Below are 18,596 nucleotides of genomic sequence, written 5' to 3'. Positions count from 1 at the left end.
TCTTCCCGCACGAGTGCGACGACTTGGCCAACTCGCCCGCCGGGCCGCCCGGAGGGGCCGGCGGACCCGACCTGTTCAAGTCGTCGGCAGCCCGGCTCTCCTCCTTGCCGCCGCGCCGGCCGGCGTGGTGGGCTCGGGGAATCCCGAATCACCTTGCGCCGCTGCCGAATTCCCCCTCAGCAGGCGGATTCACCCGCGCGAAAGGGCCCCCATGAAACTCGGCGAGCTGCACCCCAACATCCGGCTGCGCATAGGCGTCGGATTCGTCCAGCGCCTGCTGGCCGTCATGCTGATGCCGCTGCTGGTGATCCGGCTCTCGGAGCTGTACGGGCCCGCCGCGGCCGGTGCGCTGACCCTGGCGGTCGCCGGGGCGGGCATCGCCGCGAACTTCCTCGGCGGCCACCTCGCCGACGTGTACGGGCGGCGCCCGGTGCTGGTGGCCGGCGAACTCGGCGCGACCCTGACCTTCGCCCTGCTGGCACTGGCCAACTCGCCCTGGTGGTCCTCCGGCTGGGCGACGTTCGCGCTGTTCCTGCTCAACACCTGCTGCGCGCAGCTCGCCACCCCCGCCGCCGAGGCGATGATGGTCGACGTCTCCACGCCCGAGAGCCGGCCGCTCGTCTACACGATCAACTACTGGTCGATCAACCTCGCCTTCACCGTCGGCGCGCTCATCGGCGGTTTCTTCTACGAGGGCCACTTCGCCCGGCTGCTGACGGGCGCGGCCGTGCTGAGCGCGCTGACCACGGCCGTGATCGCACGCTGGCTCAGCGAGACCGCGCCGCGCACCGGCAAGGACGTCGCCCGCGGTGTCGGTGCCATGCTGCGCGGCTACCTGGCCGTCGCCCGCGACACGGTGTTCCTGCGGGTGCTGGTCGCGGCCGCGCTGATCTCGTCCGTCGAGATGCAGATCGGCTACTACATCGCCGTCCGGCTCTCCGACGAGTTCCCCACCCAGGTCCTCGCCCGGATCGGCTCCTGGGCGCCCGCCGTGGACGGCACGGCGATGCTCGGCATCCTGCGGGCGGTCAACGCCGCCCTGGTGGTGGTGCTGGTGCTGTTCGCCAAGAGCCTGCTGACCCGGCTGAGCGACCGGGCGCGGCTGTACGCCGGCATCACCGTCTTCGCCGTCGGCTACATGGTCTGGGCGGTCAGCAACACCGGCTGGGTGCTCGTCGCCGCGGCCGTGCTGCTCACCGTGGGCGAGATCGCCGCGGTCCCGGTGCGCCAGGCGCTGCTGGCCGACCTCGTCGACCCCGAGGCCCGCACCAAGTACATGGCCGCCTACGCCCTCAACGCCCGGGTCGGCCTGCTCGTGGCCTCCCTGTGCGTCACCCTGGGCGCCTTCGTCCCGTCCCTGGCCATGAGCCTGCTGTACGGCACGGCCGGCCTGGCCGCGATCCTCCTGTACCGCTCCCTGCTCCGGGTACGCGAGGACCGCCGCTCCCTCGAACAGGAACAGACACCCGTACAGGCCGCCTGACACGCTCCCACCCTCCGCGGGCAGTCGTGCCGCAGGGCGGCACGGGTGGGCTGGGGGTACCCCCTCTGGGGGAGGCACCCCGCAAGCGCCGGGCTGCGCAACCCACCCCCGGCCCGCACCAACGCCGGGCACCCGCAAAGCACCGGTCGGCACGACCACCCCCACCCCACGCCAGTGGCTGAGCAGCCTCAGAGATGCCCCCACCCACCCCCGCCCCAGAGCATGGACGCCGCGGGCAAGGCGCCCGTACGTTCCCCCGGATGAGGTGCTGAGCAGTGACGGTGGACATCGCACAGAGCAACACGCGCGGCATTGCCTCGCTCTTCAACTCGGCCGTGGCCGCCTGGGCCATCGCCGCGGCATGGGAGATCGGCGCACTCGACGAACTGCACCGCGCCCGCACCCTGGACACCGCGGACTTCGCGGACCGCGGCGGCCTGGACCCCGCGTCGACCACGGGCCTGTTCCGCGCACTGTCCGCGGTGGGCCTGGTGCGGCGCGAGGGCACGGTCGTCACCGCGCTGGACGGCTTCGACGAGATGTACCGCAACAAGTCCTTCTTCCACTGGCTGGCCCGGGGCAGCGCGGAACTCTTCCAGCAGATCCCGGCCGTGCTGCGCAACGAGAACCGCACCGGCTCCTTCTACCGGCGCGACTCCGCCGCCATCGCCTTCGCCTGCCGCGAGATCGACCAGGTCACCTACGCCCCCGCGTTCTGGGCGGCGATGGGACGGGTGGAGTTCCCCTTCACCCGGGTCGCCGACCTCGGCTGCGGCAGCGGGGCCCGGCTGATGCAGATCCTCGACCGCCACCCCGGCACCACCGGGACGGGCATCGACATCGCCCGGCCCGCGCTGGAGGTGGCGCGCGCGGAGGCGGACGCGGCGGGCCTGGCCGACCGCACCGCGTTCCTGCACGGCGACGTCCTGAGCCTCGAACCGCGGCCCGAGTACGCCGACGTGGAGCTGCTGACGTGCTTCATGATGGGCCACGACTTCTGGCGGGACGGCCGGCGCGAGAACGCGATCGCCACCCTGCGACGGCTGCGCGAGGCCTTCCCGTCCGCCCGCCGGCTGCTGATCGGCGACGCCACCCGCACCGACCTGCCCGACACCGAACTGCCCGTCTTCACCCTCGGTTTCGAGCTCGGCCACGACCTGATGGGCACGTTCCTGCCCACCGTCGCCGACTGGGAGTCCGTCTTCGCCGAGGGCGGCTGGGAGCTGGTGCGCACCAACCGCATCGAGATGACCGTGGGAGAGGTCATCTTCGAACTGGCCTGAAGGGCCCCGTGATGACGACATTCGCGACCGCGGTCGCCCGGACCCTGGCCGGCTGCGGCATCGACCACGCCTTCGGCCTGGTCGGCGGCGGCAACATCCTGGCCACCGCCGCGCTGACGCGGGCCGGTGTGCACTACACGGCGGCCCGGCACGAGGGCGGCGCGATGGCCATGGCCGACGCCTGCTTCCGGGCCACCGGGCGGGTGACCGTGTGCACGACCACGCACGGGCCGGGGCTGGCCAACACGGCGACCGCGCTGGCCGAGGCCGCCAAGAACCGCAGCGCCGTCGTCCTGCTCTGCGGCGACGCCCCGGTGGCGGGCCCGCGCGCCCACGACATCGACCAGAGCGCCCTGGCCGCCTCCCTGGGGGTGCCCGTCGTCCGTCCGACGGACCCGGACACGGCGGTGGCGGACACCGTACGGGCCGTGCGCACCGCGACCGCCGACCAGTGCCCCGTGGCGCTGTTCCTGCCCGGCGACCTGACCGACCGCGAGCTGTCCGCCGTACCCGTGGCGTCGCCGCAGGCCGACAGGACCGACGAGATCCTCACCCTGCCACCCGGTGCCCTGACCGACCGCGAACGGCCCCCCGTACCCGTGCCCGCGGCGTCACCACCGCGGGCCCGCACCGAGGAGTCCGCCGAGCTCGACGAGATCCTCACCCTCCTGTCCGCCGCCCGCCGCCCGCTGCTCCTGGCCGGACTGGGCGCCTGGCGTTCGGGCGCGGCGAAGATCCTCACCGACCTCGGCGACCGGCTCGGCGCACTGCTGGCCACCACGGTCATGGCGAACGGCATGTTCGCCGCGCACCCCGCCACGCTCGGCCTGTGCGGGGGGTTCGCCTCCCCGCCTGCGGCCGCCCTGATGGGCGAGGCGGACCTGGTGCTGGCGTTCGGCACCAGCCTGGGCGACTTCACGCTGCACGGCGGACGGATCCTCGACCCGGCCGCCCGCGTCGTCCAGATCACCCTGGAAGGGGCCCGCGCACCCCGCGCGGACCTCGCCGTACGCGGTGACGCGGCGGCCGTGGCCACCCGGCTGCTGGACGCGGCCGACGCGCACGGCATCGCCCGTTCCCCGTGGCGCGAGCGGGCCGCCGCCTCCGGTGCGCTCCAGGCCGCCGCCGACGGCTGGGCCGCCCTGCCCCACCCCGACGCCTCCGGCGGCGGCCGGATCGACCCGCGCACCCTGACCCGGGCGCTGGCCCCGCTGCTGCCCGCCGAACGCACGGTCGTCCTGGACGGCGGCCACTTCATCGGCTGGCCGGCCATGTACTGGCCGGTGCCGGACCCGGCGGGGCTGGTGTTCACCGGCGCCGCCTTCCAGAGCATCGGGCTGGGCCTGGCGGGCGCGGTCGGCGCGGCCGTCGGCCGGCCCGACCGCACCACGGTGGCCGCCGTCGGCGACGGCGGGGCGCTGATGGGCCTGCCCGAGCTGGAAACCCTGGTGCGCTCGGGCCGGTCGGCGCTGGTGGTGGTCTACGACGACGCGTCCTACGGCTTCGAGGAGCACATGTACGTGCCCCGGGGCGCGGACCCGGCCACCCTGCGCTTCGGCGACACCGACTTCGCCGCGGTGGCCCGGGCGTTCGGGGCACGGGCCGTCACCGTCCGCGACACCGCCGCCCTGGACGCCGTACCGGAGTGGACCGCCCGGGGAGCACAGGGCACGCTGCTGCTGGACTGCAAGATCTCCCGGACCGTACTGGCCCCGTTCCTGTCCGACCTGCTCGGCCGCTGACCATGAAGGAGGGCGATCGATGCTCTCGTGGTCGCGATGGCGCTTCGCGTTCCGGCACCCGTGCTGATGTCGGCCTCGGATCGCGACGACTGGTCGAAACCGTGCGGTGACCGCGTACAGATCAAGGACGTCTGAGGCTGGTGTTCCGTTCGTCGCGCGTGGTGGTGATCACCTGCGGGCCGGTCCGGTTGGTCGCCGAAGGGCTGGGCATCCGGCAGATCGCCTCCCGACCGCACGTCTCGCCGAGTACGGCGGCGTGCACGTCTCCCCCGTCCAGGCGAAACCGGGCGCGGCGACGCGCACCAAGACTGCGGCCATCGCCTTCCGTGAAGGACTGGCCGGGGCCCGCCACGGCGGCAGGTTTTCCCTGCGTGAGAACACCGACCGCACCGGCACACGTCGGTTCAGTCGGCCGTGCCGGGCTCCACGACCCACTCGGCCTTCAGCCCGCTCACCGAGGCGATCATGTCGAAGTCGCCGTCGTAGTGCAGGACCGTGGCCCGGTGCCGTTCGGCGGTTGCCGCGATGAGGGCGTCGGCCAGCGACAGCGCGCGGTGGAAGCCGGCGTTCAGCGCCAGGCCCTGGATCTCGAGCGCCCGCTCGAACTCCTGGTCGTTGCAGGGCAGGTGGTCGAAGCCGCGGAGCAGGGTACGCAGTCGCAGCGCTTCGGGCTTGCCACGAGCCGAGTACAGGACCTCGTACTCCGTCGGGGCGCACACCGCCAGGAGCCCGTCGCGGTCCAGCGCATCCAGCCGCGCCCGCACCGCCGCCTTGCCCCGACGGGCCAGCGCCGACTTGTCGATGAGATAACGCCCCTTCACGCCGCCGAGGCCCCGCCCTCACGCTTGAGCGTGCCGTCCGGGTTACGCGGCCCGGTCTGCGAGCGGATCTCCGCGAACGCCTCCTCGAACTCCCCCTCGTCGATGGCGTCGAACAGCTCCCGGCGCAGCCTCAGCTTCACCCCCTCCTCCATGGCCGCCCGTACCGCGGCGGCCTTGGTCTTCACGCCGTACACCCGCATCGCCTGCTCGACGATCTCGTCGTCCAGATCAATCACGGTCCTGGCCATCAGCCATCCCTCCACAGCCCGACAACACACCAGCGATATCAATTTTAACCAATGAATGGTATCGAGGTGCCGACTCGGACGCCCCGCTTCGGTGGCAGCCGGCTTCCCGCTGCTCTCGCTGTCCGACCCGCTCGGCCGCTGACGGCATCCGACCACGAAGGAGCGGCCGGGACCCCTCCCCGGGGTCCCGGCCGCCCGCTCGGCGCCGCGGGGGATGTCAGCCGCCGAGCAGTCCGGGGAGGGAGCCGCGCAGGTGGTCGAAGGAGACGAGGTCGGGCGCGGTCCAGCCGTCCAGGTCGTACTCGGACAGGCACTGGTCGGCGAACGCCTTGTAGTCGTCGAGCTGCCCGGAGGCGGTCTGGGCGAACAGCAGCTCGGCCCGGGTCGCCTCGTGGTTGCCGGCGTAGTTGCGCTCGTACAGCTCGTGCCGGCCGCCGAACTCGGTGCCCACCGCGTCCCACAGCAGTTTCAGCACCTTGACCCGCTCCTCGGCCCCGATGCCCCCGGAGCCGCGCAGGTAGGTGTCGAGGTAGGGGCGGATCTCCGGGTTCTTGAAGTCCTCGGCGCTGGAGTTGAGGTAGATCAGCCCGCTGGCCACGTCCTGCTGGACGATCTCCTTGACGCGCGGGTAGCCGACCTGCATGAACCACCGGTACGCCATGCCGTACTGCGGATTGGGCAGCACCGCGCCGTTGCGCCACTTCACCGGGTTGCGGGCGGCCGCGTCGGACAGCCCCCAGAACAGGTTGCGCCAGGCGAGCACCTCGCCCAGCCGGGTCTGGACGCCGCGGAAGTCCTGGGTGCCGGTGATCTCCAGGGCCTTGGCGAGGAGTCCGGCGATGAACTCCAGCTTCACCGCGAGGCGGACGCAGCCGTGGAAGGTGAAGCGCTCCATGAAGCCGGACTGCCCGGAGAACATCTGGACCTTGGCCGTGTCGCCGTAGACGAACACGTTCTCCCAGGGGATGAGGACCTTGTCCAGGACGAGGATGGTGTCGTTCTCGTCGAGCCGGGAGGAGAGCGGGTAGTCGAAGGGGCTGCCCATCACCGCGGACGTCGCGGTGTAGGAGGGCCGGCAGATCAGTTTCACGCCCTTGTCGCCGGTGGGCACGGTGGCGATGAGGGCGAACCTCTTCTCCTTCACCGGCAGTCCGTGGTGGGCGATGAAGTTCGCGTGGGTCAGCGCCGAACCGGTGGCGACCACCTTGGCCCCGCTGACCACCAGGCCCGCGTCGGTCTCCTTCTCCACGTGCACGAACACGTCGGAGACCTTGTCGGGCGGCAGGTTGCGGTCCACGGGCGGGTGCACGATCGCGTGGTTCCAGTACAGGACCTTCTCCTGCGACTCGCGGTACCAGCGGCGCGCGTTGTCGTCGAAGGGCGCGTAGAAGTCGGCGTTGGCGCCCAGGGTGCCGAGGAACGCCGCCTTGTAGTCCGGGCTGCGGCCCATCCAGCCGTAGCTCATCCGGGACCAGGCCGCGATGGCCCGCTGGTCGGCGACCAGGTCCTCGGCGGAGCGCGGGGTGGTGAAGAAGCGGTGCGTGTAGCCCGCCGCCGCCCCGCCGTCCGTGCGCGTGGTCAACACGTCCCGGTGGGCGGGGTCGTGCAGGGCGTCGTAGAGGCGGGCCGTCATCCGCGCCGGGTTGGCGAACGCCGGGTGCGCGGTGACGTCCTTGACCCGGTCGCCGTAGAGGAAGACCTCGCGGTCGTCGCGCAGGCTCTCGAGGTACTCCTCGCCCGTCAGCGGCCGCGTCCGGGGTCCGTCCGCCGGGTGAGCGGCGGCATCCTGCTGATCGGTCATGCGTCTCATCGTGGCAGCCGCGACGCCCCCGGACTTCTTCCTCCGTGCGGCACTGGGACCGGTCCGCGGGCGACGTGCCGAAGTCGCGGCCAGGGCGCGGTAGCGCAATCCGGAAGGTGCCCCGGCGGCCCGCCACGGTGTGAGGTCGGGTCAGCACCGCCTGGTGGTACGACCTGTCACGTCCCGGGAGGACTTCACGATGCTCACCGCCGACATCCCCACGCGTGCGCAGCTTGTCCGGCGCGCGGCCGACGTCGCGCCGCTGCTGCGCGAGAACGCCCAGAAGGCCGAGGACGACGGACGGCTCCAGGACGAGACGATCGAGGCGCTGGCCGGGACCGGCGTCTTCAGGCTGCGGGTGCCCAAGCGGTACGGCGGCTACGAGGCCGACACCCGCACCCTGGTCGACGTGGCCACCGAACTGGCCCGCGGCGACGGGGCCGCCGCCTGGACGGCGTCGGTGTACTGGATCCCCACCTTCATGACGTGCCTGTTCCCCGACAGCGTCCAGGACGAGGTCTTCGCCACCCCCGACGTGCGCGTCTGCGGCACGCTCAGCCCGTCCGCGCAGGCCGTCCCCGTGGAGGGCGGCATCGTCGTCAACGGCAGGTGGAGCTTCGTCAGCGGCGCCCGGCACGCCCACTGGCAGGAGGTCATCGCCGCGCAGGAGATGGCGCACGGCCAGCACCTGCCGCTGATGGCGCTCGTGCCCATGGACCAGCTCGAGATCGTCGACGACTGGGACACCTCCGGACTGCGCGGCACCGGCAGCGTCTCCACCGTCGCCAAGGACGTGTTCATCCCCCAGGAGCGCGTGCTGCCGCTGCCGGCCGTCCTGACCGGCAAGTACGCCTCACAGCTCAACGCGGACACCCCCATCTACCGGGCCCCGCTGCTGCCGGTCGCCGCCGCCTCCTCGGTCGGCACCGCGGTGGGCCTGGCCCGCGCCGCCCAGGACGTCTTCTTCGAGCGGCTCCCGGACCGCACCCTGACCTACACCTGGTACGCCAAGCAGGCCGAAGCCCCCCTGACGCACCTCCAGGTGTCCGAGGCGGTGCTCAAGGCCGACCAGGCGGAGTTCCACGCGCACCGCCTGGCCGACCTCGTCGACTCCAAGGGCGTCTCGGGCGAGGAGTGGACGGTGCTGGAGCGGGCCCGCGCCCGCGCCGACATGGGCGCCGCGGTCCGCCTGGCCAAGGAGGCCGTCGACATCTTCGCCTCCGCATCCGGCGGCTCGTCCGTCTACCGGGACGTGCCGATCCAGCGGATCACCCGCGACATCCAGGCCATGAGCCTGCACGCCCTGATGAACCCGAACACCAACGCCGAGCTGTACGGCCGCATCCTGTGCGGCCAGCAGCCCAACACCCTCTACATCTGAGCGACTCCCGATCCGAGCGACTCCCGCCCGACGCCAGCCCGCGACAGAGAGCAGAGAACACACCCATGACCACGCAGACCGCCCCCGCCGTCGAGATCTCCGACGAGGACAAGGCCGCCGTCGCCTCCATCCCCCAGCGCATCGTCGAGGCGTGGGCCGCCTACGACGCCGACGCCTTCGCCGAGGTGTTCACCCCGGACGGGACCCTGATCCTGCCGGGCGTGTACGAGAAGGGCCGCGACGCCATCCGCGCCTTCGCCGCCGCCGCCTTCGCGGGCCCCTACAAGGGCACCCGCGTCACCGGCACCCCGATCGACATCCGCTTCGCCAACGAGGGCGCCGGCGTGCTGATCACGCGCGGCGGCATCCTCGCGCCGGGCGAGACCGAGCCGGCGCCCGAGCGTGCCGTCCACGCGTCCTGGGTCGTCGTCAAGCGGGACGGCCGGTGGTTCCTCGGCGCCTACCAGAACAGCCCGCGGCACGCCGCGTGAGCGCGACAGCCCCCTTCACGGAAGAGAGAGGTGACAGCGATGGCCGGCGCACGGGGTGACCGCGCGGTGGTGCTCGGCGGCAGCATGGCGGGGCTCCTGGCCGCACGGGTGCTCGCCGATTCCTACGGCGAGGTCCTGGTCGTCGAGCGCGACGACATCGGCGGGTCCACCACGGCACGCAAGGGCGTGCCGCAGGGCCGGCACGTCCACGGGCTGCTCGCCCGCGGACAGCAGATCCTCGACGAGCTCTTCCCCGACTTCACCGACGAAGCCGTCGCCGCGGGCATCCCGACCGGTGACCTCGGCGAACTGCGCTGGTTCTTCGGCGGCCGGCGGCTCAGCCCCCGCGCCACCGGGCTGGTCTGCGTCTCGGCCACCCGCCCGCTGCTGGAGAGCCGGGTGCGCGCACGCGTCGCCGCACTCGGGAACGTCACCTTCCTGGAGCGCCACGACATCACCGGCCTCGTCACCGACGAGGCCGGCGCGAACGTGACCGGCGTACGGGTGCAGGGCCACGACGCGGACTCGACGGAGCGCACGCTCACCGCGGACCTCGTCGTCGACACCACCGGCCGCGCCTCCCGCACCCCGGTGTGGCTGGAGGAACTGGGCTACGGGCGCCCCGAGGAGGACCGGATCCGGATCGACCTCAGCTACACGACCCGCCTGTTCCGGCTGCGCGACGAGTCGGTCCTGGACGGCGACCTGTCGATCAACCCGGTCACCTCGCCGACCCACCGGCGCGGGGCGTTCCTGTCCCGCATCGAGGACGGTCTGGTCGTGGTGTCACTGACCGGCGTACTGGGCGACAGCGCACCCGCCGACCTCGACGGCTTCCTCCAGTGGACCCGGACCCTGCCGGTGACGGACATCCACGACGCGATCCACGACGCCGAACCGGTCGGCGACGGCACGGTCTTCCGGTACCCGGCCAGTGTGCGGCGCCGGTTCGAGCAGCTGTCCCGCTTCCCGGGCCACTACCTGGTGCTCGGCGACGCCGCCTGCAGCTTCAACCCGGTCTACGGCCAGGGCATGACGGTCTCCGCACTGGAGGCCCTGGTCCTGCGCGACCACCTGTCCCGGGGCGAGGTGGACCCGCTCGCCTTCTTCCAGGACATCGCCGGCGTCATCGAGGTGCCGTGGCAGTTCTCCGCGGGCGCCGACCTGGGCTACCCGGAGGTGGAGGGCGTACGGACCCCCGAGTGGGAGCAGTCCGGAATGTACATGGCCAGGCTGCACACCGCCGCCGCGGTGGACGGCCAGGTGACGGCCACCTTCATGCGCGTGGCCGGCCTGGTCGACCCGCCCACCGCCCTGATGACCCCGGAGATGCAGGAACGCGTCGCCCAGGGCTTCGAACAGGCCCAGCCGCTGCCCGCCTGACCCGCTCCCGTCCCGTCCTGAACCTGTTCTTTGTCCTCCGTCCGTGTCGTAGAGCGAAAGGGAAGACAAAGAGGCCCGGCATCCTCGCGGATGCCGTTGGCGCATCCCGTCACCGTTCGGTGATGGGAGCGTTTCTCCCAGCCCGACGCTGCTTACGCGGTGTTTCGCTGGGAGAAACGCTCCCATCATGTTCACGAGAACGGACAGCACTCGTGCACCGGTCTGGGAGACAGTCGGCACCTGCGAGCGAATCGAAAGGTGCACGGGTATCGACAGCACCGGTGCCGAGCGGGAGGTTGTGGACACTCCACGGCAGGGACAGCCGGCCCGCCGGGCCTGGCAGGGGAGGCCGTAGGGTTCTGCCCCGTGCACCAGCTTGAGATTTCCGACCTGATCACAGCGGTGGATCCGCACAGTGGTCACCGGCTCCCGGTCCGGCTCGCCGAGGTGATCCAGCAACTCCGTAAGAGCGGAGACGAGCGCGCGGCCCGGATCGTTGCCGAGCTGCCCACGGACCGGGACGGCGTACTCGACCCGTACTCCGTGGACCGCCTGCTCATCAGCGTGCACACCGAGCTCCAGCGCCTGAGCGAGGAGCTGCGGATCGGCGAGCGGCTGGTCCACCTGCTCGGCCCGCTCTTCACCGCGATTCGGTCGACCAGCGGGCAGCCCGGTCCGTACCGCCTGGTCGACGTCGGTTGCGGTCTGGGCTACCTGGTCCGCTGGCTGGCGGCCACCAACGCCCTCGGTACGGACGTCGAACTGGTCGGGGTCGACCTCGACACCGCGCTGGTCGGCGAGGCAGACCGCCTTGCCCGGGCGGAGGGGCTCACATGCCGTTTCGTCCGAGGAAACGCCTTCGACCTGCCTGAGGCCGCGACCGTCTACGTCTCCACCGGCGTGCTGCACCATTTCCGTGGACCCGCCCTGGCCGAGTTCTTCCAGGCCCAGGCCGCCTCACCGGCGTATGCCTTCTGCCACTTCGACATCGCCGCAACCCCTCTCGCGCCCATCGGCGCCTGGATCTTCCATCGTGCCCGAATGCGCAACCCGCTCGGCCGCCACGACGGCGTCGTCTCCGCACGGCGCGCGCACAGCGACGAGACACTGCTGCGCGCCGCCGCGGTACCCGGCATCCGCGCACTGCTGTACGAGCCGCGCGGCACCGCGAACCCGTTCTGCACCACACTGCGTCCGATCATCGGGGTACGCCCGCAACTGGAGGCGCCGCTTCGCCGAGCCCTCGGGCGGGACGCACTCCGCATAGTCGGCCCGGAGCACCTTGCCGAGACCATCCGATGACGCCCGCCATACCGCTTGTACTCCTCGGTCTGGTCGACGCGGCGTTCAGCGGCTTCCGCGCCTATGCCGGCAGCGACGCCCGCATCCGCAGACGACACGCCACCGTCCGAGCCGCCCTGCGCGGGCTGGCCGTCGGGGCCCTCCTGCTGCTCGCCCCCACGCTGACCGCCGCCCTCCTGCTGCTGACCGCACGCGAGCCGGCACGGACCTACGACACTCTGACCGCCGGCGGCCTCGGCTACCTGCTCCCGCTCACCGTCTACGCCGGCGCCGTACTGCTTTTGCTCGCCACCTACTTCACCCTGCCGTTCCGCGCCGGCACCCTCGCGATGGTCATCGGCCTCGGCCCTCTGACTCTGCTGCGCCCGCTCGTCATTGCCGCCGCCTGCCTCGGCGCGGTCCTCGACGGCGGCGGGTCCGCCCTGCTGGTCGGCGCGACCGCGGGCGCCGCTGTGCTGTGCGTCGAACCCGCGGTACACCGACGCTGGTACCACCACGTGCGGTAGAGGACCTGGGTGACGTCGTGCGGTTGCCACCGAGCGTCACGGCGATGGCTGACAACCGGTGCTGCCCCTTCTCACGAACATCGAACGCGGCACGGTTCGAGCGCCTCCCAAGACGCTGAACAGGTGCTGTCGAAACTCGTGACCAGAGCCACCTGCGTCAGGCCGAACGATCGGTGCCGTCGGAGAAGGGGTGACCGGGAGACGTCTGCTTGCTCGTCCGTGTCCGGAGACATCGAGCTGACATGTACGTGAGGTCAATGAGCACCGGTCCTGAGATCGGTGCTCATTGACCTCACGTACATGAGTTCCGGTCCCGGAGCTGTTCAGGTCGCGCGACGCAGCGGGACGACGACGTCCTCGCCGGTGCTCTTCGCGCTGAGTCTGTAATAGCTGATGTGTGCGAGCCGCTCGGATTCCTCGAGCCATCCGGCCTCGACGACCTGGCGCCGGGTGCGGGAGAAGACGGTCGGGGACATGCCGACGAGCTCGGCGAGCTTGGCGCCGGTTTCGACGACGGCACCCGCACGGTCGGTGGGGTGCATCGCGTAGAGCATGACGACCAGGCGCTGGTTGGCGGTCATGCCGGCCGTACGGTGCAGGACGTCCAGGAGCTTGTGCTTGTCGTCGTTGTTCACTGGACCTCCCACAGTGAAGGAGTCGTGTTGTTGAAGCCGGGGATGTCCGGCGGGTTGCATGTCCTGATCGCTTCCCGTTGCTCGATGCCGGTCCCGTGGAAAGCGATGTACGGGCTGATCCGGTAGAGCCTGTAGTTGCCGATGCGTCCGCGCTCGATCAGGATGCGCTGCTTGAGCAGCTTCCGGTTGATCCTGCCGACGGCATCGGCGGTCATCCCGACCTTCTTGGCGATGTCCGCGCCGGTCGCCCTCAGCGGTGCCATGCCCTGAGGGGAGACTCCGATCCACCACAGCACCATGTACTTCTGGCTCGGGGTGAATTCCTTGCTTTCGGTGATCGCTTCGACTCTGGCCTTGTCCACCTGGATGTGCTCGCCGGAGAAGGCGTAGGGCGCATAGGGGATGGCCTCGCCGGTGTCGGCGTCGACCAGTCTGCGTACTGCCCCCAACAGACCCTCCCGTGGTCGGACATTGCCTCGACGTCGATGAGCGACGGCCCTCAGGCCGACCAGATGAACTTAACGTACATGAGCGTGGAGTTCATGTAGTCCGCTTCCAAGGCGTGTCGCTTCACCGGGAATCGATCTGCGGCCGAAGTCGTCCCAGGAGAAACAGCGCCTGCTCATGAACCTGACGTCAATCTGGTCGGATCCTGCAGACGTGGTCACGGTTCCTGGAACACGGGCACAGCGGTCCCCGGAACTGCCTGTCCTGCTCCTGAGAACCGGGTGCACGATCCTCAGAACCGGCTGCCAGATCGCCAGAACCGTATGCAGAAGGGCATCTCTGCAGGTCAGAGCGTTCTTTCGCTGCGCGCCCTCTCTTACAGCAACACAGGCCGTTCCCACCGCGGCTCCCGTCCACACCCCGTGCTCCCGCAAGCGGTCGCGCGAGGACCGCTCAGCGCCTTCCCGTGGAGCGTTCACAGCGGCGCCCACTTCCAGCCCGTCGACGAAGAACCCGCCTCCCCTCCCCCGTCCTCAGCCGACGAAAGCACGCCACGACGTCGCCGCAGCCGACGAACCACCCGTCACGTATGCCTCCATCAGCCCGCGCCGACCTCGGCCACGCTTTCGTCGACACCCTCGACAAGCCGCAGCCGCCCAGGCACCCGCGGGCCCCGTCGGTGCGCCGGAGGCCCCAGGGGCCGACGACGCACCGACCCGTAGGCGCGGAGAGCCGCGCGGAGCCGGCTTTCGTCCGGCCCTCACAGATGCTGCGCCCCCTCACGGCGCCACCCTGTTACCGCCCAACGACGACCACCAGGGCCACCAGGACCTGTTTGGCGGATCATGTGACTGGCCCGTGTCCGGGGTAGTGACGTGGGCCCGGGGCGAGGGAATGAGGTGTCCTCTCGAGCCGGCCGAGTCCGGCCGCCCCTCCGTGTCAGGTTCAGTCCAGTGCGCAGCGATCGAGTGCAGCACGAACCTGCTGGAGGCCCTCCACTCTCCAGTGGTCCCGGTCGGGCATCTGGTCGTCCCGGCGCCAGCGCCAGGCGGAGAACATCGCCCAGTTCAGGGCGCGGCACCGGTGGACCAGGTCGTGGTCGGCCCCCGCATAGTGCTTTCCCACGTCTTCGGGCGCATGGGCCAGGTCGAACTCGATCGGCCCACGGCAGCAGGTGGCGAGGTCCACGAAAAGCGGCCCTCTCCTCGTGTTCAGGAGGTTGCCCGGGTGAGGCTCGCCGTGCAACAGCTGGTCGCCGGCTTTGTCGCTGCTGATCGCGGCGCTCAGTCCACTGAGCGTGTCGCTGAGGAGCACCCGGTCGAAATCGGGCAGCTCGGGAGACCGCTGCCGGTCGTTCACCTCTCTCAGTGCCACGGCGACTCGGTCGGTGAAATGCGGTGCGTCCAGATCGATCTGCCGCAGGGCGGCGTGGTGCCGCAGGAACACGTCCGCGTAGTCGGCCGGCGCGATCTCCGACCCCACCGGTTCGTAGTAGGTCCATAGCGAGACGGCGAAGGCATCACGCACATGGACCCGGGGCTCGACCCGGGGCTCGAGCTCAGCCACCGGCGCGTCGACGTCAGCGAGACGGCGGGCAACCTCTACTTCGAACTCGGAATCAGCCAGATGCCCCAACGGCGCGACCCGAGCCAGAACATCACAAGGGACCAGACGCAGCGCGACGCGGTCCGAGTTGTGGATGACGATCGCATCGTCGACCTGAAGACCCAGCTCGGAAGCAGTCGCCCGCCCTGCCTCAACCGCGCGGTGGAGTTCCAATGGCTCCATACCGTTCTCCCTCGTCATTGAGTCACACACGTCTGGGGACAGCAGCGATGCCCCCGATGTCTTCGTGGGCATCATTCGGCGGCCACCCGCCGGACCCGGCGACAAGCATCGCAAGGCAGGGCCTGCACAGGCCCGAGGATTTATTCGACCGGTCATGTGGATGGCCTGCGTCCGAGGCGTTGACGTGGAACATTCCGAGGCCGCGCGATGTCGAGTTCCACCGGTAGTCGTCACCGGCTTTCAGAGCGTGGTGCCGGAGGGCCGACGGTCCACGGCCTCTGTGGTGTCCCGAATACGCGAGGGTTCGCTGCCGTCGGCTGCCGCGCGACGGGGTGAGGCGGTGCACGTTCGCGCGGAGCGGCGTTCGGGGCCGCCATCCGCATACAGCGGTAACATCCGTTACCATTCGGGTATGGCAAAAACACAACTGGGCGCGCGCGTGGACGAGGATGTCGCGGAACTCGCGAGGAAGCGCGCCGCCGACCTGGGACTGAGCATCGGGGACTACCTCTCCCGACTGGTGGAGGACGACACCAGTGGCCTGCGCGCCCGCGCGGTGGACGCCGCCACCCGCTTCCTGGCCGAACACCAGGCGCTCTTCGACGAAGCCGAGGACGCCCAGCGGACGGAAACGGCCCGGGGAGCACGCGCCGCCTGATGAACCCGCACATCGACGTCCCCTGGATCCTGCAGGTCGCCGAGGCCGCCGGGGTGAACGACCCGGCCCCCGACGACTACGGCGTCCCCGTCTCGGCGGTCGCCCGCCACCGGGCCGAACTGTTCGAGCAGCCCGTCTACGACGGCCCCTACGCCAAGGCCGCCGCCCTGGTGCACACGCTGGGCCGCTGCCGCTGGCTGGAGCGCTCCAACCTGGCCGTCGCCGCCGCCACCGGCGTGATGTACCTCGAGGCAGCCGGGATCACCGTCAAACCCGCCCGCGAGGACGCCCTCGCCCTCAAGGACCTCCTCCTGGACCCGGCCTGTACCGCCGGGAGGATCGCCGCCCTGCTGCGCGGCTGGCCCACCGCCACCTGAAGGGGCCCGCCCGCCGTCCCGGACATGCCCGACCGCGTGCACGGTGGCCCGGTACGCCCGGCGGTGAGCGACGCCGGCCGACGCCGCTCACCGTCCGCTGCCGGTCCGACGGCCCGGTCTCACATCAGATGTCGGGTGAAGAACCGGACCGCGGTGTCTCCCGCGAACCGCGGGACGCCGCTGTGCCCGCCCATGTTGGCGTGCAGGGACTTCTCCCTGGAGCCGAAGGCGTCGAACAGGTCCAGGGCCGTCTGCCGGTCGTTCCCCTCGTCGTCCCACTGCAGCAGGACGTGCAGCGGAACGGTGACCCTGCGGGCCTCCTCGAACATGACGCGAGGCACGAGACTCCCGGCGAAGAGACCGGCGGCCGCGATGCGCGGCTCGACCACCGCCAGTCGGATGCCGATGGAGATCAGTCCCCCCGAGTACCCGACCGGGCCGCCGATCCCGGGCAGCGACAGGAGGACGTCCAGGGCGGCCTGCCATTCCGGGACCGCCTTGTCGACGAGCGGGAGGACGAGGGCGTCGACGATCTCGTCACCGACCGGCTCGCCGGCCTCCAGCGCCCGGCGCATGTCGGCGCGGGCCTGCTCGACGGCGGGCCAACGGGGCCGGTCGCCGCTTCCGGGGAGCTCGATGGTGGCCGTGGCGAAGCCCTCCGCCGCGGAGTGCCGGGCCCGGTCCACCAGCCGGGGGTACATCCTGCGCAGTCCGAGGGGAGGGTGGCCGAGCAGGATCAGCGGCACCGGTGCGGACGCGGACGCGGATCCGGGCGTCCACAGGATGCCGGGGATCCCACCGAGGGTGAACTCGCGTTCGAGGACGCCGTCGTCGAAGCGTTGTTCGGAAGTGAATCGCATGGTCGTGCCTTTCGGGAGTGCACTGGAACGGCGCTCCCGGACGACCTATCGCCCGACCGCGACCCCGGAGGGGAGCACCCATGTCGATACTGCGTTCACGGGTACCACCTCCTCGGTCTCTCGCACGGCCGACGGAAACGTAGCAGTGGTCGCCTCGTCCGCCCAACGGGTTTTTACGGAGTCTCCCCTCGTGAACGAAGCCACCTGACGGCACCGGGTCTTCCCCGAAGCCGGGTACGGCGGTGGACTCAGCGCCAGTCGTCGATCACGTAGGCGTCCGGGTGGCTGTAGCCGGGTTCGTTGGGCTTGTGCATGGTCACGCCTTGCAGCCAGGTACGGAAACCGCGGTCGGCCATGCGCCGGTAGGCGTCCTGGCGGGCCAGGTTCATTCCGGCGTCCAGTCGCCCCAGCCCCCTCTCGGTGGCCAGCTGCTCGCACGCGTCCAGCAGTCGTTCGAACCGGTCCGCGGCGTCCGGGCCGGGGCGTACGGCGCCGAATTTGACGAAGCACACGTCCTCACCGGCCTCCGACCCCGCTCCGCAGTGGCAGACGGCCAGACCGTCGAGTTCGGAGCCGGCGCCTTCGAGGAGGACGGTGTCACCGAGCCCCTGCGCCTGTGCGGCCGTGATCTCGCGCTCCAGGCTCAGGCCCTCGTGCACGGCTCCCGTCAGTGCGCGGCCGAGGCCCCGTGCGTCGGGCCGCTCGGCGGCGGTCAGCCCGCCGTACAGCACCCGGCCGGGGACCGCGGTGCTGACGGCGACCTGTTTCCTCATGACGGCGGTGAGGAACCGGGGCCAGAAACCGTACCGGCGGTAGAACTCGAGGTGCTTGGGGCTGTGCGAGAAGGTGAACAGGCCGAGGTGGCGGTTCTCCCAGGTGTCGAAGCAGTCCATGACCGGTTCCATGAGGCGCCTGCCGATGCCCTGGTCCCACAGGTCCGGACGTACGGTCAGCGGGCCGAAGTACCCGACGCTGCCCCAGTCGGCGGCGAAGTTCGATCCGACGACCTCGCCCTCGACGGTCGCCGCGAAGGCCGCGTGCGGGTCCGCCGCCCAGCGGGTGCGGACGTAGTCGGCGGTCCCGAAGAACGTCTCCGGCTCAGGGGCCCCGAGGAAGGTCCCGAAGGCGACCCTGAAGATCTCGTCGGCCCGGTCCAGGTCCGGCTCGACCATCGGGCGGACCGACACCGGGGCGGCGGCACCCGTTCGCTTCGCTGCGGACATGACCGCTCTCCTTTCCGCCCCCGGTTCCATCGGACCACGGGCGTGCGCCGCGGGCGAAACGGCAGGTCCGGCGGCACCTCGGGAACCGAGTGGCCGCGTTCCCCGACGACCGGGCGGCTGGCTTCCCGCAGGCCCCCGGCCCGCCGGAAATCTGCGGGCCGGGGGCC

Annotated in this window: 18 protein-coding genes and 1 pseudogene; 11 read left to right on the top strand and 8 right to left on the bottom strand. The window is 71.1% G+C overall.

The features are described from left to right. Positions 1 to 211 precede the first annotated feature (211 nt). The 4 genes and pseudogenes from ACFV5H_RS34580 to ACFV5H_RS34565 form a co-directional block, all read left to right on the top strand. Positions 212 to 1,483: an MFS transporter gene (locus ACFV5H_RS34580; RefSeq protein WP_385198707.1), complete on the top strand. Its 1,272-nt coding sequence runs from the start codon at positions 212 to 214 to the stop codon at positions 1,481 to 1,483. Positions 1,484 to 1,758: 275 nt separating this feature from the next. After that, entirely contained in the window at positions 1,759 to 2,766 is a 1,008-nt protein-coding gene (locus ACFV5H_RS34575; protein WP_073936204.1) for a cyclopropane-fatty-acyl-phospholipid synthase family protein, read from the top strand. Positions 2,767 to 2,777: 11 nt separating this feature from the next. Then, positions 2,778 to 4,508: a thiamine pyrophosphate-binding protein gene (locus ACFV5H_RS34570; protein WP_385198705.1), complete on the top strand. Its 1,731-nt coding sequence runs from the start codon at positions 2,778 to 2,780 to the stop codon at positions 4,506 to 4,508. A 12-nt stretch (positions 4,509 to 4,520) separates the two neighbouring features. Further along, positions 4,521 to 4,643: pseudogene (locus tag ACFV5H_RS34565) on the top strand (DNA-binding protein); the annotation flags it as partial. Between the two features lie 269 nt (positions 4,644 to 4,912). Here the strand turns inward: ACFV5H_RS34565 and ACFV5H_RS34560 are convergent. From ACFV5H_RS34560 to ACFV5H_RS34550, 3 genes are all read right to left on the bottom strand, one after another. Further along, complete coding sequence (locus ACFV5H_RS34560) at positions 4,913 to 5,329, bottom strand: PIN domain nuclease (protein WP_385198704.1); 417 nt, start codon at positions 5,327 to 5,329, stop codon at positions 4,913 to 4,915. Continuing rightward, a complete protein-coding gene (locus tag ACFV5H_RS34555) occupies positions 5,326 to 5,577 on the bottom strand; it encodes a type II toxin-antitoxin system VapB family antitoxin (protein ID WP_385198703.1) in 252 nt (83 codons plus the stop codon). The genes ACFV5H_RS34560 and ACFV5H_RS34555 overlap by 4 nt, the downstream gene beginning before the upstream one ends. A gap of 217 nt (positions 5,578 to 5,794) precedes the next feature. Next, on the bottom strand, positions 5,795 to 7,378 hold the full coding sequence (locus ACFV5H_RS34550; RefSeq protein WP_385198701.1) for a 4-hydroxyphenylacetate 3-hydroxylase family protein: 1,584 nt from the start codon (positions 7,376 to 7,378) through the stop codon (positions 5,795 to 5,797). Positions 7,379 to 7,577: 199 nt separating this feature from the next. Here ACFV5H_RS34550 and ACFV5H_RS34545 point away from each other — a divergent pair, with 199 nt between their 5' ends. From ACFV5H_RS34545 to ACFV5H_RS34525, 5 genes are all read left to right on the top strand, one after another. Further along, positions 7,578 to 8,759 carry an acyl-CoA dehydrogenase family protein gene (locus ACFV5H_RS34545; protein WP_385046478.1) on the top strand — a complete coding sequence of 394 codons (1,182 nt, stop codon included), beginning with the start codon at positions 7,578 to 7,580 and terminating at the stop codon, positions 8,757 to 8,759. 65 nt (positions 8,760 to 8,824) lie between these two features. Next, entirely contained in the window at positions 8,825 to 9,250 is a 426-nt protein-coding gene (locus ACFV5H_RS34540) for an SgcJ/EcaC family oxidoreductase (protein ID WP_385046475.1), read from the top strand. Between the two features lie 39 nt (positions 9,251 to 9,289). After that, complete coding sequence (locus tag ACFV5H_RS34535) at positions 9,290 to 10,633, top strand: FAD-dependent oxidoreductase (RefSeq protein ID WP_385046473.1); 1,344 nt, start codon at positions 9,290 to 9,292, stop codon at positions 10,631 to 10,633. 366 nt (positions 10,634 to 10,999) lie between these two features. Continuing rightward, positions 11,000 to 11,935 (top strand): class I SAM-dependent methyltransferase, encoded by a 936-nt coding sequence (locus ACFV5H_RS34530; protein ID WP_385046471.1) that lies wholly within the window; start codon positions 11,000 to 11,002, stop codon positions 11,933 to 11,935. After that, entirely contained in the window at positions 11,932 to 12,441 is a 510-nt protein-coding gene (locus tag ACFV5H_RS34525; RefSeq protein ID WP_385046468.1) for a hypothetical protein, read from the top strand. The genes ACFV5H_RS34530 and ACFV5H_RS34525 overlap by 4 nt, the downstream gene beginning before the upstream one ends. Before the next feature lie 323 nt (positions 12,442 to 12,764). Here ACFV5H_RS34525 and ACFV5H_RS34520 read toward each other — a convergent pair whose 3' ends face one another. From ACFV5H_RS34520 to ACFV5H_RS34510, 3 genes are all read right to left on the bottom strand, one after another. Then, on the bottom strand, positions 12,765 to 13,076 hold the full coding sequence (locus tag ACFV5H_RS34520) for a replication initiation protein, RepL2 (RefSeq protein WP_383356213.1): 312 nt from the start codon (positions 13,074 to 13,076) through the stop codon (positions 12,765 to 12,767). Beyond that, positions 13,073 to 13,525 (bottom strand): MarR family transcriptional regulator, encoded by a 453-nt coding sequence (locus ACFV5H_RS34515; protein ID WP_385046465.1) that lies wholly within the window; start codon positions 13,523 to 13,525, stop codon positions 13,073 to 13,075. Before ACFV5H_RS34515 ends, ACFV5H_RS34520 begins: the two co-directional genes overlap by 4 nt. 943 nt (positions 13,526 to 14,468) lie before the next feature. After that, positions 14,469 to 15,311, bottom strand: a complete 843-nt coding sequence (locus ACFV5H_RS34510) for an aminoglycoside phosphotransferase family protein (protein ID WP_385198699.1) — start codon at positions 15,309 to 15,311, stop codon at positions 14,469 to 14,471. 412 nt (positions 15,312 to 15,723) lie between these two features. Here ACFV5H_RS34510 and ACFV5H_RS34505 point away from each other — a divergent pair, with 412 nt between their 5' ends. After that, entirely contained in the window at positions 15,724 to 15,969 is a 246-nt protein-coding gene (locus tag ACFV5H_RS34505) for a hypothetical protein (RefSeq protein ID WP_385198697.1), read from the top strand. Beyond that, a complete protein-coding gene (locus ACFV5H_RS34500; protein WP_385198696.1) occupies positions 15,969 to 16,346 on the top strand; it encodes a fic family toxin-antitoxin system, toxin component in 378 nt (125 codons plus the stop codon). The genes ACFV5H_RS34505 and ACFV5H_RS34500 overlap by 1 nt, the downstream gene beginning before the upstream one ends. A gap of 119 nt (positions 16,347 to 16,465) precedes the next feature. On the opposite strand, the gene ACFV5H_RS34495 is transcribed toward ACFV5H_RS34500, so the two are convergent. Then, positions 16,466 to 17,206 (bottom strand): dienelactone hydrolase family protein, encoded by a 741-nt coding sequence (locus ACFV5H_RS34495; protein ID WP_385046454.1) that lies wholly within the window; start codon positions 17,204 to 17,206, stop codon positions 16,466 to 16,468. A 248-nt stretch (positions 17,207 to 17,454) separates the two neighbouring features. Continuing rightward, the gene (locus tag ACFV5H_RS34490; protein WP_385198694.1) at positions 17,455 to 18,429 is read right to left on the bottom strand and encodes a GNAT family N-acetyltransferase; all 975 of its coding nucleotides are present in this window, start codon (positions 18,427 to 18,429) and stop codon (positions 17,455 to 17,457) included. Positions 18,430 to 18,596 lie beyond the last annotated feature (167 nt).

The organism is Streptomyces sp. NPDC059787 (assembly GCF_042732315.1).
Lineage (GTDB): Bacteria > Actinomycetota > Actinomycetes > Streptomycetales > Streptomycetaceae > Streptomyces > Streptomyces atrovirens.
This window is presented reverse-complemented; position numbering and strand designations above follow the sequence as displayed.

What these genes read in the sequence shown, in the direction of transcription:
- ACFV5H_RS34580 (WP_385198707.1), top strand. Translation starts at nt 212, where the DNA reads ATGAAACTCGGCGAGCTGCACCCCAACATCCGGCTGCGCATAGGCGTC.
- ACFV5H_RS34570 (WP_385198705.1), top strand. Translation starts at nt 2,778, where the DNA reads ATGACGACATTCGCGACCGCGGTCGCCCGGACCCTGGCCGGCTGCGGC.
- ACFV5H_RS34555 (WP_385198703.1), bottom strand. Translation starts at nt 5,577, where the DNA reads ATGGCCAGGACCGTGATTGATCTGGACGACGAGATCGTCGAGCAGGCG.
- ACFV5H_RS34550 (WP_385198701.1), bottom strand. Translation starts at nt 7,378, where the DNA reads ATGACCGATCAGCAGGATGCCGCCGCTCACCCGGCGGACGGACCCCGG.
- ACFV5H_RS34545 (WP_385046478.1), top strand. Translation starts at nt 7,578, where the DNA reads ATGCTCACCGCCGACATCCCCACGCGTGCGCAGCTTGTCCGGCGCGCG.
- ACFV5H_RS34540 (WP_385046475.1), top strand. Translation starts at nt 8,825, where the DNA reads ATGACCACGCAGACCGCCCCCGCCGTCGAGATCTCCGACGAGGACAAG.
- ACFV5H_RS34535 (WP_385046473.1), top strand. Translation starts at nt 9,290, where the DNA reads ATGGCCGGCGCACGGGGTGACCGCGCGGTGGTGCTCGGCGGCAGCATG.
- ACFV5H_RS34525 (WP_385046468.1), top strand. Translation starts at nt 11,932, where the DNA reads ATGACGCCCGCCATACCGCTTGTACTCCTCGGTCTGGTCGACGCGGCG.
- ACFV5H_RS34510 (WP_385198699.1), bottom strand. Translation starts at nt 15,311, where the DNA reads ATGGAGCCATTGGAACTCCACCGCGCGGTTGAGGCAGGGCGGGCGACT.
- ACFV5H_RS34505 (WP_385198697.1), top strand. Translation starts at nt 15,724, where the DNA reads ATGGCAAAAACACAACTGGGCGCGCGCGTGGACGAGGATGTCGCGGAA.
- ACFV5H_RS34500 (WP_385198696.1), top strand. Translation starts at nt 15,969, where the DNA reads ATGAACCCGCACATCGACGTCCCCTGGATCCTGCAGGTCGCCGAGGCC.
- ACFV5H_RS34495 (WP_385046454.1), bottom strand. Translation starts at nt 17,206, where the DNA reads ATGCGATTCACTTCCGAACAACGCTTCGACGACGGCGTCCTCGAACGC.
- ACFV5H_RS34490 (WP_385198694.1), bottom strand. Translation starts at nt 18,429, where the DNA reads ATGTCCGCAGCGAAGCGAACGGGTGCCGCCGCCCCGGTGTCGGTCCGC.